This is a genomic window from Streptomyces corchorusii (genome assembly GCF_001514055.1).
GTDB classification, from domain to species: Bacteria; Actinomycetota; Actinomycetes; order Streptomycetales; family Streptomycetaceae; genus Streptomyces; species Streptomyces olivaceoviridis.
Genome location: NZ_KQ948356.1, coordinates 347464 through 359394, shown reverse-complemented (window position 1 = coordinate 359394; position 11931 = coordinate 347464). Strand labels below are relative to the sequence as shown.

Below are 11931 nucleotides of genomic sequence, written 5' to 3'. Positions count from 1 at the left end.
GCGGGACCAACTCCTCGTCTGGAGAACTCGTCGTCGAGTTCGGATCTGGCAGAAAGAGCAGCGGGATGGGGCGGTCAGAGCTAGAGTAACCGAACGATCGGTCGGTACAAGGGGGTCCGCCGCATCTGTGGAAAACCCCGTGCGGGAGGATCGCGCACATGACAGGACTCGACCTCAGCAGCCCCGTGGCCGTCGTCGGCACCGGCACCATGGGCCAGGGAATCGCCCAGGTCGCGCTGGTCGCCGGGCACCCCGTGCGGCTCTACGACGCCGCACCCGGGCGGGCCCGGGACGCGGCCGGAGCGATCGGCGCCCGGCTCGACCGGCTCGTGGCCAAGGGCCGGCTCGCGGAAGCCGACCGCGACGCCGCCCGCGCCCGCCTGGAGCCCGTGGACAACCTCGCGGACCTGGCCGACTGCGGGCTGGTCGTGGAAGCCGTCCTGGAGCGGCTGGACGTCAAGCAGCGGCTCTTCGGCGAGCTGGAGGAGATCGTCGCCGAGGACTGCCTGCTCGCCACCAACACCTCCTCGCTGTCGGTGACGGCCGTCGGCGGCACCCTGCGCCACCCCGGCCGCTTCGTCGGCCTGCACTTCTTCAACCCGGCGCCGCTGCTGCCGCTGGTCGAGGTGGTCTCCGGGTTCGCCACCGACGTCACGTCGGCCACGCGCGCGTACGAGACCGCCCGCGCCTGGGGCAAGACGCCGGTGGCCTGCGCGGACACCCCCGGCTTCATCGTCAACCGCATCGCCCGGCCGTTCTACGCCGAGGCGTTCGCGGTCCACGAGGCCCAGGCCGCCGACCCCGCCACCATCGACGCGGTGCTGCGGGAGTGCGGCGGCTTCAAGATGGGCGCGTTCGAGCTGACCGACCTGATCGGCCAGGACGTCAACGAGTCCGTCACCCACTCGGTGTGGCAGTCCTTCTTCCAGGACGCCCGCTTCACGCCCTCGCTCGCCCAGCGCCGGCTGGTGGAGTCCGGACGGCTCGGCCGCAAGAGCGGACGCGGCTGGTACGACTACGCCGACGGCGCCGAGCGGCCCGAGCCGCACACCGCCGACAAGGAGCAGCCGCCCGCCTACGTCATCGCCGAGGGCGGTCTCGGGCCGGCCGCCGAACTGCTGGCCCTGATCCGCGAGGCGGGCATCCGGGTCCGCGAGGAGGACGAGGACCACGGCACCCGCCTGGTGCTCCCCAGCGGCGGCCAGCTCGTCCTCGCCGACGGCCAGACCTCGGCGGAGTTCCGGGACGTCGTCTACTTCGACCTCGCCCTGGACTACCGCACGGCCACCCGCGTCGCCCTGTCCGCCGCCCAGGACACCTCGCCGCGGACCCTCGCCGAGGCCACCGGCCTGTTCCAGGCGCTCGGCAAGGACGTCAGCGTCATCGGCGACGTCCCCGGCATGATCGTCGCCCGCACGGTCGCCCGGATCATCGACCTCGCCCACGACGCCGTCGCCAAGGGCGTGGCCACCGAGGAGGACATCGACACCGCGATGCGCCTCGGCGTGAACTACCCGCTCGGGCCCTTCGAGTGGGACCGCAGGCTCGGCCGCGACTTCGCCTTCGACGTCCTGGACGAGATGCACGAGCGCGACCCCTCCGGACGCTACGCGCCCTCCCTCGCGCTGTACCGCCACGCGTACGCCACCGACAAGCGGGAGGGCACCTCATGACCACGGCCAAACGCGACACCTACACCCCCGAGACGCTGCTCTCCGTCGCCGTCCGCGTCTTCAACGAGCGCGGCTACGACGGCACCTCCATGGAGCACCTGTCCAAGGCGGCCGGCATCTCCAAGTCGTCGATATACCACCACGTCAGCGGCAAGGAGGAGCTGCTGCGCCGGGCCGTCAGCCGCGCCCTGGACGGCCTGTTCGCCATCCTGGAGGAGGAGCACGCGCGCGCGGGGCGCCCGGCCGGACGGCTGGAGCACGTCGTGCGCCGCATGGTCGAGGTGCTCATAGCCGAGCTGCCCTATGTGACGCTGCTGCTGCGCGTGCGCGGCAACACCGAGACCGAGCGCTGGGCGCTGGAACGGCGCCGCGACTTCGACCACCGGGTCGCCGAGCTGCTGAAGGCCGCGGCGGCCGACGGGGACGTACGCGGTGACGTGGAGGTCCGCCTGGCCACCCGGCTGGTCTTCGGGATGATCAACTCGATCGTGGAGTGGTACCGGCCGGACGCGCGCGGCGCGAGCGGCCAGGAGGTGGCCGACGCCGTCGTCCGGCTGGTCTTCTCGGGGCTGCGCCAGGACTGACCTCAGCCCTCCGGCTCCAGGTCCTCCTCCTCGAACACCAGCAGCGTGCGGGTGCTGAGCACCTCGGGGATCGCCTGGAGCCGGGTCAGCACCAGCTCGCGCAGCGCCCGGTTGTCGGGTGTGTGCACCAGCAGCAGCACATCGAAGTCGCCGCCCACCAGAGCGATGTGGGAGGCGCCGGGCAGCTGCCTGAGCTGCTCGCGGACCGTGCGCCAGCTGTTCTGGACGATCTTCAGCGTGATGTACGCCGAGGTGCCGTGACCCGCCCGTTCGTGGTCCACGCGCGCGCTGAAGCCCCGGATCACCCCGTCCTCGACGAGCCGGTTGATGCGCGCGTAGGCGTTGGCGCGCGAGACGTGGACGCGCTCGGCGACGGACCGTATCGAGGCCCGGCCGTCCGCCTGGAGGATCTTCAGGATGTCCTGGTCGATGGCGTCCAGCGGGCGCGGGGGCGGCGCCGCGCCGTCCTGCGGCCCGGCGGCCATTTGTTCAGCTCCCATGTCCCCCCGCTTCCTCGCCATGGACGTCCTGCTGTCATTCCAGGCTGTGGAGAACCGTTTGTCCACAGCCTGGAGGCACCTGTAGCCAAAATGTGCCGACGACCGAACAATCGGTTGGTGAGGCGGGTCACAGCCGACGCGCCTCCCGTAGCCACCCCCACGAGGAGGTGCCGTCATGACGGTTCTGGAGCAGCGGGGCGCGTACCGGCCATCGCCGCCGCCCGCCTGGCAGCCCCGTACGGACGCCGCGCCGCTGCTGCCCGACGCCGAGCCCTACCGCGTCCTCGGCACCGAGGCGGCCGGCAAGGCCGACCCCGGCCTGCTGCGCCGGCTGTACGCCGAGCTGGTGCGTGGCCGCCGGTACAACACGCAGGCCACCGCCCTCACCAAGCAGGGCCGGCTCGCCGTCTACCCGTCCAGCACCGGCCAGGAGGCCTGCGAGATCGCCGCCGCCCTGGCCCTGGAGGAGCGCGACTGGCTCTTCCCCAGCTACCGCGACACGCTCGCCGTCGTCGCCCGGGGCGTGGACCCCGCCGAGGCGCTCACCCTGCTGCGCGGCGACTGGCACCACGGCTACGACCCCTACGCCCACCGGGTGGCCCCGCTGAGCACCCCGCTCGCCACCCAGCTCCCGCACGCCGTCGGCCTCGCCCACGCCGCCCGCCTCAAGGGCGACGACGTGGTCGCGCTGGCCATGGTCGGCGACGGCGGCACCAGCGAGGGCGACTTCCACGAGGCGCTGAACTTCGCCGCCGTCTGGCAGGCACCGGTCGTCTTCCTGGTGCAGAACAACGGCTTCGCCATCTCCGTACCGCTCGCCAAGCAGACCGCCGCGCCCTCCCTGGCCCACAAGGCCGTCGGGTACGGCATGCCGGGCCGGCTGGTCGACGGCAACGACGCCGCGGCCGTGCACGAGGTCCTCGGCGACGCCGTACGGCACGCACGCGCGGGCGGCGGCCCGACCCTGGTGGAAGCGGTGACGTACCGCGTCGACGCCCACACCAACGCCGACGACGCCACCCGCTACCGGGGCGAGGCCGAGGTCGCGGCCTGGCGCGCCCACGACCCCATCGAGCTGCTGGAGCGCGAACTGACCACGCGCGGACTGCTGGACGACGCCGGCATCGAGGCGGCCCGCCAGGACGCCGAGACGATGGCCGCCTCCCTGCGGGAACGCATGAACCGGGACCCCGAACTCGACCCCATGGACCTCTTCGACCACGTCTACGCGGAGACCACCTCCCAACTGCGCGAACAGCGCGCCCTGTTGCATGCCGAGCTGGAGGCCGAGCAGGAACAGCACGGCGAGCCCGGCGCCCCGGAAGGCGGGGCCCGATGACCACCGTCGCCGTCAAGCCCGCCACCATGGCGCAGGCCCTCACGCGCGCGATGCGCGACGCGATGGCCGCCGACCCGACCGTGCACGTCATGGGCGAGGACGTCGGCACCCTCGGCGGGGTCTTCCGCGTCACCGACGGGCTCGCCAAGGAGTTCGGCGAGGACCGCTGCACCGACACCCCCCTCGCCGAGGCCGGCATCCTCGGCGCCGCCGTCGGCATGGCCATGTACGGCCTCAGGCCCGTGGTGGAGATGCAGTTCGACGCCTTCGCCTACCCGGCGTTCGAGCAGCTCGTCAGCCACGTCTCCCGGATGCGCAACCGCACGCGCGGCCGGATGCCCCTGCCGATCACCGTCCGCATCCCCTACGGCGGCGGCATCGGCGGCGTCGAGCACCACAGCGACTCCTCCGAGGCGTACTACATGGCGACGCCCGGGCTCCACGTCGTCACCCCCGCCACCGTCGCCGACGCCTACGGGCTGCTGCGCCAGGCCATCGCCTCCGACGACCCGGTCGTCTTCCTGGAGCCCAAGCGGCTGTACTGGTCGAAGGACAGCTGGAACCCCGAGCAGCCGACGGACGTCGAGCCCATCGGCCGGGCCGTGGTCCGCCGGACCGGCCGCAGCGCCACGCTCATCACCTACGGACCCTCGCTGCCGGTCTGCATGGAGGCCGCCGAGGCCGCCCAGGCCGAAGGATGGGACCTGGAGGTCGTCGACCTGCGCTCCCTGGTGCCGTTCGACGACGAGACGGTCTGCGCGTCCGTCCGGCGCACCGGCCGCGCCGTCGTCGTCCACGAGTCCACCGGCTTCGGCGGGCCGGGCGGCGAGATCGCGGCCCGCGTCACCGAACGCTGCTTCCACCACCTGGAGGCCCCGGTGCTGCGCGTGGCCGGGTTCGACATCCCGTACCCGCCGCCCATGCTGGAGCGGCACCACCTGCCCGGCGTCGACCGCATCCTGGACGCCGTGGCCCGGCTGCAATGGGAGGCCGAGGGCTGATGGCTCAGGTGCTGGAGTTCAAGCTGCCCGACCTCGGTGAAGGACTCACCGAGGCGGAGATCGTCCGCTGGCTGGTCCAGGTCGGTGACGTGGTCGCCGTGGACCAGCCGGTGGTCGAGGTCGAGACGGCCAAGGCGATGGTCGAGGTGCCCTGTCCGTACGGCGGTGTGGTCACCGCCCGCTTCGGCGAGGAGGGCACCGAACTGCCCGTCGGCGCCCCGCTCCTGACGGTGGCCGTGGGTGAACGGGCACCGGAGCCGGAGGGCTCCGGCAACGTCCTGGTGGGGTACGGCACCCAGGCCCCGGCGGCACGCCGGCGCCGGGTGCGGGCGGGCACGGCCGCGGTCGACGGACAGGGCTTCCGGCGCGCGGCCGACGGCACCGGACAGGCGGCGCCGACCGGAGCCCCGGGCAACGGGCGGGCCGCCCGGCGCGGGACCGCCCGGGCCGACGCCCACGCGTCCACCCCCACCACCGCGCCGGCCAGGCCCGCCGCCGCCCCCACCGAGGGCCCGGTCCCCGTGATCTCCCCCCTCGTGCGCAAGCTCGCCCGGGACAACGGCGTCGATCTGCGGCGGCTGGCCGGGTCGGGGCCGGACGGACTCATCCTGCGTGCGGACGTCGAGAACGCGCTGCGAGCCGGGGCAGCACCGCTCCGCACGGCCGAGGAGCCGGTCGTTCGGACCCCCGCGGCGCCCGTCGCGCAGGGCGGCGGGACCCGGATCCCGCTCAAGGGCGTGCGCGGCGCCGTCGCCGACAAGCTCTCCCGCAGCCGCCGGGAGATCCCGGACGCGACCTGCTGGGTCGACGCCGACGCGACGGAACTCATGCGCGCCCGCGCCGCGATGAACGCGGCCGGAGGCCCGAAGATCTCCCTCCTCGCGCTGCTCGCCCGCATCTGCACGGCCGGCCTCGCCCGGTTCCCCGAGCTGAACTCCTTCGTCGACACCGAGGCCCGCGAGGTCGTCCGGCTCGACCAGGTCCACCTCGGGTTCGCCGCGCAGACCGAACGCGGCCTGGTCGTGCCGGTCGTCCGGGACGCCCACGCGCGCGACGCCGAATCCCTGACCGCCGAATTCGCCCGGCTCACCGAGGCGGCCCGCACCGGGACGCTGACCCCCGGGGAACTCACCGGCGGCACCTTCACGCTGAACAACTACGGCGTCTTCGGCGTCGACGGCTCCACCCCGATCATCAACCACCCCGAGGCGGCCATGCTCGGCGTCGGCCGCATCGTCCCCAAGCCGTGGGTGCACGAGGGCGAGCTGGCCGTCCGCCAGGTCGTCCAGCTCTCGCTCACCTTCGACCACCGGGTGTGCGACGGCGGTACGGCGGGCGGCTTCCTGCGGTACGTGGCGGACTGTGTGGAACAGCCGGCGGTGCTGCTGCGCACCCTGTGAGACCCGGCCACCCCTGAGACACCGGTTCGGAAGGAGGAACCGGCAGGACATACTCGGAGGGTGACCGACACCGCCCCCGCCGCGCCCGGGACCCCCGCTCCCGGCGCCCCCGCGCCGTACGACGCCGTCGTGCTGGCCGGCGGTGCCGCCCGGCGGCTCGGCGGGGCCGACAAGCCAGGGCTCCGGGTCGGTGGCCGGGCGCTGCTCGACCGGGTGCTCGCGGCCTGCGCGGACGCCGGTACGACCGTCGTCGTGGCCGCGCCCCGGCCCACCGCACGCCCGGTGCGCTGGACGCGCGAGGAGCCGCCCGGCGGCGGACCGGTCGCCGCGCTGGAGGCCGGCCTGCGGCTCACCACCGCCGGGCACACCGTCGTCCTCTCCGCGGACCTCCCCTTCCTGGGACGGACCACGCTGCGCCGGCTGTTGACCGCCCTTGAGGACACCGGGGCCGACGGCGCGCTGCTCACCGACGCCGACGGCCGTGACCAGCCGCTCGTGGCCGCCTACCGCACCCCCGCCCTGCGCCGTGAGCTGACCGCCCTGGCCGCCGCGCACGGCGGCCTCGGCGGACTGCCGCTGCGCCGGCTGACCGGTGCCCTGCGCCTCACCCGCGTCCCGGACCCGCTCGCCTCCTTCGACTGCGACACCTGGGACGACATCGCGACGGCCAGGGCACGCATCAGGGAGCATGGGTCCGTGTTGGATGAATGGATCTCCGCAGTCAAGGACGAGTTGGGCATCGAACTGGACGTCGACACCGGCGTCCTCCTCGATCTGGCCCGGGACGCCGCGCACGGCGTGGCCCGGCCCGCCGCCCCGTTGACCACCTTCCTCGTCGGCTATGCCGCAGCCCAGGGCAAGGGCGGCCCCGAGGCCGTCGCCGAGGCCGCGCGCAAGGCCGCCGCGCTGGCGCTGCGCTGGGAGGAAGAGAACGGTGGGAGCAGCACGGACGCGGGGAGCGGGGGCCCGAGCGCCCCGGACGCCGGATGACCGCCCCCGGCACCCGGTCCGAGGCGTCCGCCGAAGACACCGACGACCTCGACGTCGAGGAGGCTCTGGCGCTCGTGAGGGATGCCCACAGGGAGCCGCGGGACGACAGCACGGACGACGGCGCGGGCCAGGCGTCCGCCCCGGCCGCCCAGTCGCCCGGTGCGCGGCCCGCGGAACGGCACCGGGCCACCCCCTGGCCCCAGGCCCGCGAGGCCGCCGCGCGTGCCGCGCGGTCCCGTGCCCGCCGCGCCCCCGTCTCCGTGCCGCTCGGCGAGGCCCTCGGGCTGGCCCTGGCCGCGCCCCTGGACGCGCTCACCGACCTGCCCTCCTTCGACACCTCGGCGATGGACGGCTGGGCGGTCGCCGGGCCCGGCCCCTGGCAGGTGCGCGAGGAGGGCGTGCTCGCCGGGCAGACCCAGCCCGGGCCCCTCACCGACGGCGAGGCGGTCCGCATCGCCACCGGTGCCCGTGTCCCCGCCGACACCACCGCCGTCCTGCGCACCGAGCACGGCCGGATCGACGCCCAGGGCCGCCTGCACACCACCCGCGAGATGCTGCACGGCCAGGACATCCGCCCACGCGGCCAGGAGTGCCGCAGCGGCGACCAGTTGCTGCCCGTCGGCACCCTGGTCACCCCCGCCGTCCTGGGCCTCGCCGCGGCGGCCGGCTACGACACGGTCACCGTCGTCCCCCGCCCCCGCGCCGAAGTCCTCGTCCTGGGGGACGAGTTGCTCACCGAGGGACTGCCCCACGACGGGCTGATCAGGGACGCCCTCGGCCCCATGCTGCCGCCCTGGCTGCGCGCGCTCGGCGCCGACGTCATCGCCGTACGCCGGATCGGCGACGACGCCAAGGCTCTCCAGAAGGCGGTCACCCGCTCCGCCGCCGACCTGATCGTCACCACGGGCGGCACCGCGGCCGGACCCGTCGACCACGTCCACCCGGTCCTGGAACGCGTCGGCGCCGAACTCCTCGTCGACGGCGTCAAGGTGCGCCCCGGCCACCCCATGCTGCTGGCCCGCACCAAGGAGCACCAGCACCTCGTCGGCCTGCCCGGCAACCCCCTGGCGGCCGTCTCCGGCCTGCTCACCCTCGCCGAACCGCTGCTGCGGACCCTTGCCGCACACCCGGCCCCCGAGCCGTACACGCTGCCGCTCCGGGAGGCGGTGCACGGGCACCCGCACGACACCCGGCTCATCCCCGTGGTGCTGCGCGGTGACCACGCCACGCCGCTGCACTACAACGGTCCGGCCATGCTCCGGGGCATCGCCGCCGCCGACGCGCTGGCCGTCGTACCGCCGGGCGGGGTCCGACAGGGCGAGGAGGCCGAGCTGCTGGACCTGCCATGGGCGACCGCCGGAATCGGGGTGTGTTTCACGTGAAACTTCCGGGCCATGACGCCATCGCCCGCCAGGCGGGCGAACATCTGGTGACCCATCGGGTGAAGCTGCCGAGGAAAGTGGTGGAGCGTCCGATCCGCCAGGTCGTCAAGCGGCTCGTCATGGCCCTGGTGGTGCTGGTCGCCACCGCGTTCGTCGTCTACGCCGACCGCGAGGGCTACCGCGACAGCTCCGACGGCCCCGTCGATCTGCTCGACGCGTTCTACTACGCGACCGTCACCCTCTCCACCACCGGATACGGCGACATCACCCCGGTCAGCGACAGCGCCCGGCTCACCAACATCCTCGTCATCACGCCCCTGCGCGTGCTGTTCCTGATCATCCTGGTCGGCACCACGCTGGAGGTCCTCACCGAACGCACCCGTGAGGAATGGCGCCTGAACCGCTGGAGGTCCACCTTGCGCGACCACACCGTCGTCATCGGCTTCGGCACGAAGGGCAGGTCGGCCATCCAGACCGTCTGCGCTACCGGGCTGAAGAAGGAGCAGGTGGTCGTGGTCGACCCCAGCTCCAAGGTGATCGACGCGGCCACCGCCCATGGCTACGCGGGCGTCATAGGCGACGCCACCCGCAGTGACGTGCTCAAACGGGCCGAGGTGCACAAGGCCCGGCAGATCATCGTCGCCCCGCAGCGCGACGACACCTCCGTCCTCGTCACGCTGACCGCCCGCCAGCTCAACCGCACCGCCAAGATCGTGGCCGCGGTGCGCGAGGAGGAGAACGCCCCGCTGCTCAAGCAGTCCGGCGCCGACGCCGTCATCACCAGCTCCGGCGCGGCCGGCCGCCTGCTCGGCCTGTCCGTGCTCAGCCCCGCGGCCGGCATGGTCATGGAGGACCTGATCCAGCAGGGCAGCGGGCTGGACCTCGTCGAACGGCCGGTGGTCCGCGGCGAGGTCGGCAAGACGCCGCGCGAGACGGACGACCTGGTGGTGAGCGTCCTGCGCGGACACCGGGTGCTCGGCTACGACGATCCGTCCGTCGGCACGCTCCAGCTGACGGACCGGCTCATCACCATCGTCCGCGCCACCCCCGGAACCCAGGTCACCCCGGACATCCGCCCCCTGCCACCAGGATGACCGGTCGCCGGGGGAGTAGCGTCACCGGCATGCATGCGATCACGATTCCCGAACCTGGTGGTCCCGAGGCGCTGGTGTGGGACGAGGTCCCCGATCCGGTGCCCGGCGAGGGCGAGGTGCTGGTCGAGGTAGTGGCCAGCGCCGTCAACCGTGCCGACATCCTGCAACGCCAGGGCTTCTACAACCCCCCGCCCGGCGCCTCCCCCTACCCCGGCCTGGAGTGCTCCGGCACGATCGCCGCGCTCGGCCCCGGTGTCTCCGGCTGGGCCGTCGGTGACCAGGTGTGCGCGCTGCTCGCGGGCGGCGGCTACGCCGAGAAGGTCGCCGTACCGGCCGGACAGCTGCTTCCCGCGCCCGAGGGCGTGGACCTCACGCGCGCCGCGGCACTGCCCGAGGTCGTCTGCACGGTCTGGTCCAACGTGTTCATGGTCGCCCATCTGCGTCCCGGCGAGACGCTGCTGGTGCACGGCGGTTCCAGCGGCATCGGCACCATGGCGATCCAGCTCGCCAAGGCCGTCGGAGCCAAGGTCGCGGTGACCGCCGGGACGAAGGAGAAGCTCGACCGGTGCGCCGAACTGGGCGCGGACGTACTGATCAACTACCGCGAGCAGGACTTCGTCGCCGAGATCAAGCGGGCCACGGACGGCGCGGGCGCCGACGTCATCCTCGACAACATGGGCGCGAAGTACCTGGAGCGCAATGTCCAGGCGCTCGCCGTCAACGGGCGCCTCGCCATCATCGGCATGCAGGGCGGTGTGAAGGGCGAGCTGAACATCGGCACGCTGCTCAGCAAGCGGGCCGCGATCAGCGCGACCTCGCTGCGCGCCCGCCCGCTGGAGGAGAAGGCCGCCATCGTCGCCGCCGTACGCGAGCACGTGTGGCCGTTGTTCGCCGCCGGGCACGTCGGCCCGGTCGTGGACCGCGAGCTGCCGATGCCGGAGGCGGCCGAGGCGCACCGGCTGGTGGAGGCGAGCGGCCACATCGGCAAGGTGCTGCTGGTCGCGCCGTAGCGGCAGGCGGTGCGGGGCGGTGCCGCGAGGCCCGGCCGTTCCGGGCCGTGCGGGCAGGCCCCCGAGCCGTTCCGGGCCGTCCCGGACGGTCAGCTCTTGCGGAGTCTCAGGCCGAGGAGGGCCAGCCCCAGGCCCAGGCCGATGAGGACCAGACCGCTGCCGAGCGGGAGGATGCGGAGCACCGGCTCCGTGGGGGCCTCTCCGGGTGGGGCCGCCTGCTCGGCGGCGGGCCCCTGCGGGGAACCGGTGGGGTCGGGGCCGGTCTCCAGGGGCGAGGGGGAGACGCCCGGCACCTCCGCGGTCTCCGGCTCCTCAGGCTCCTCCGGCTGGGCGGCAGGGGTGGCGGGAGGGGGGTCGTCGTCGCCCTCGTCCTCGATCTCGGGCCCGTCCGGCCGCCCCGGCCGCATCCGCCCCTCACCGGCCCGGCTGCCCGCCCGGGACGGCTCCACGGAGGCGAGGGGGCGATAGGGGCGAGCCGACGCCGAGGCGGAGTCGGACGGCATCGGAACGGCGGCGGACGTCTCCTCCGAGGACGCCTCGTCGGACGCGTCCTCCGAGGACGTCTCACCCGGGGACGCCTCGTCGGACGGCTCATCCGAGGAGGCTTCCTCCGGGGACGCCTCCTTGGGGGGACCCTGGTCCGGGCGTCCGCGGTGCGGGGCGGCAGGCTCCGGAGCCGTGTGCTCGACGGGCGAGTGCTCCGGGACGGCCGGCAGCGGACGCGCGTGCCCCGGGGCCGCGCCCTGTCTGGTTCCCTGCCGTGCGCCGGCCTGCTCCCGGTGCCCGGTGGCGGACGGGCGGGCGGTGTCCGGCTCCGCGGCGAGGAGGGGCGTGCCGCCGTACGCGACGGCGGTTCCGTGCGCCGGCAGTGCCGTCGCCGTGAGGACGACCAGCAGCCGGAGACAGCGCAGCGTGAGTCGTGGGCGTGCAGTCACGTCGGTGACCTCCCGGGGCCCAG

The 11931-nt window shown here is 74.1% G+C and carries 11 protein-coding genes; 9 read left to right on the top strand and 2 right to left on the bottom strand.

Features of this window, described 5'->3' with window-relative positions; genetic code table 11:
* The first annotated feature begins 158 nt into the window (after window positions 1-158).
* Entirely contained in the window at window positions 159-1673 is a 1515-nt protein-coding gene (locus AQJ11_RS17145; protein ID WP_059263630.1) for a 3-hydroxyacyl-CoA dehydrogenase, read from the top strand.
* Window positions 1670-2257 (top strand): TetR/AcrR family transcriptional regulator, encoded by a 588-nt coding sequence (locus AQJ11_RS17140; protein WP_014673823.1) that lies wholly within the window; start codon window positions 1670-1672, stop codon window positions 2255-2257. Before AQJ11_RS17145 ends, AQJ11_RS17140 begins: the two co-directional genes overlap by 4 nt.
* Window positions 2258-2259: 2 nt before the next feature.
* Here the strand turns inward: AQJ11_RS17140 and AQJ11_RS17135 are convergent, their stop codons facing one another.
* The gene (locus tag AQJ11_RS17135; protein ID WP_382564273.1) at window positions 2260-2757 is read right to left on the bottom strand and encodes an Lrp/AsnC family transcriptional regulator; all 498 of its coding nucleotides are present in this window, start codon (window positions 2755-2757) and stop codon (window positions 2260-2262) included.
* A 175-nt stretch (window positions 2758-2932) separates the two neighbouring features.
* Here AQJ11_RS17135 and pdhA point away from each other — a divergent pair, with 175 nt between their 5' ends.
* The 7 genes from pdhA to AQJ11_RS17100 are packed head-to-tail and all read left to right on the top strand — an operon-like array spanning window position 2933 to window position 10973.
* Entirely contained in the window at window positions 2933-4096 is a 1164-nt protein-coding gene (gene pdhA, locus AQJ11_RS17130) for a pyruvate dehydrogenase (acetyl-transferring) E1 component subunit alpha (protein ID WP_059263629.1), read from the top strand.
* Window positions 4093-5097 (top strand): alpha-ketoacid dehydrogenase subunit beta, encoded by a 1005-nt coding sequence (locus AQJ11_RS17125; RefSeq protein ID WP_014673826.1) that lies wholly within the window; start codon window positions 4093-4095, stop codon window positions 5095-5097. Before pdhA ends, AQJ11_RS17125 begins: the two co-directional genes overlap by 4 nt.
* Entirely contained in the window at window positions 5097-6497 is a 1401-nt protein-coding gene (locus AQJ11_RS17120; RefSeq protein WP_059263628.1) for a dihydrolipoamide acetyltransferase family protein, read from the top strand. The genes AQJ11_RS17125 and AQJ11_RS17120 overlap by 1 nt, the downstream gene beginning before the upstream one ends.
* Window positions 6498-6557: 60 nt before the next feature.
* Window positions 6558-7487: an NTP transferase domain-containing protein gene (locus AQJ11_RS17115; protein WP_059263627.1), complete on the top strand. Its 930-nt coding sequence runs from the start codon at window positions 6558-6560 to the stop codon at window positions 7485-7487.
* Window positions 7484-8869, top strand: coding sequence for a molybdopterin molybdotransferase MoeA (locus AQJ11_RS17110; protein WP_059263626.1), 1386 nt, complete (start codon window positions 7484-7486; stop codon window positions 8867-8869). The genes AQJ11_RS17115 and AQJ11_RS17110 overlap by 4 nt, the downstream gene beginning before the upstream one ends.
* On the top strand, window positions 8866-9963 hold the full coding sequence (locus tag AQJ11_RS17105; protein WP_175252208.1) for a potassium channel family protein: 1098 nt from the start codon (window positions 8866-8868) through the stop codon (window positions 9961-9963). The genes AQJ11_RS17110 and AQJ11_RS17105 overlap by 4 nt, the downstream gene beginning before the upstream one ends.
* 29 nt (window positions 9964-9992) lie before the next feature.
* Complete coding sequence (locus AQJ11_RS17100; RefSeq protein ID WP_014673831.1) at window positions 9993-10973, top strand: NAD(P)H-quinone oxidoreductase; 981 nt, start codon at window positions 9993-9995, stop codon at window positions 10971-10973.
* A gap of 89 nt (window positions 10974-11062) precedes the next feature.
* Here AQJ11_RS17100 and AQJ11_RS17095 read toward each other — a convergent pair whose 3' ends face one another.
* A complete protein-coding gene (locus tag AQJ11_RS17095) occupies window positions 11063-11908 on the bottom strand; it encodes a hypothetical protein (protein WP_059263625.1) in 846 nt (281 codons plus the stop codon).
* Window positions 11909-11931 lie beyond the last annotated feature (23 nt).

Bases quoted from the DNA above. Each gene is read 5' to 3' on its own strand.
- AQJ11_RS17145 (WP_059263630.1), top strand. From the start codon at position 159: ATGACAGGACTCGACCTCAGCAGCCCCGTGGCCGTCGTCGGCACCGGC.
- AQJ11_RS17140 (WP_014673823.1), top strand. From the start codon at position 1,670: ATGACCACGGCCAAACGCGACACCTACACCCCCGAGACGCTGCTCTCC.
- AQJ11_RS17135 (WP_382564273.1), bottom strand. From the start codon at position 2,757: ATGGGAGCTGAACAAATGGCCGCCGGGCCGCAGGACGGCGCGGCGCCG.
- pdhA (WP_059263629.1), top strand. From the start codon at position 2,933: ATGACGGTTCTGGAGCAGCGGGGCGCGTACCGGCCATCGCCGCCGCCC.
- AQJ11_RS17125 (WP_014673826.1), top strand. From the start codon at position 4,093: ATGACCACCGTCGCCGTCAAGCCCGCCACCATGGCGCAGGCCCTCACG.
- AQJ11_RS17120 (WP_059263628.1), top strand. From the start codon at position 5,097: ATGGCTCAGGTGCTGGAGTTCAAGCTGCCCGACCTCGGTGAAGGACTC.
- AQJ11_RS17110 (WP_059263626.1), top strand. From the start codon at position 7,484: ATGACCGCCCCCGGCACCCGGTCCGAGGCGTCCGCCGAAGACACCGAC.
- AQJ11_RS17100 (WP_014673831.1), top strand. From the start codon at position 9,993: ATGCATGCGATCACGATTCCCGAACCTGGTGGTCCCGAGGCGCTGGTG.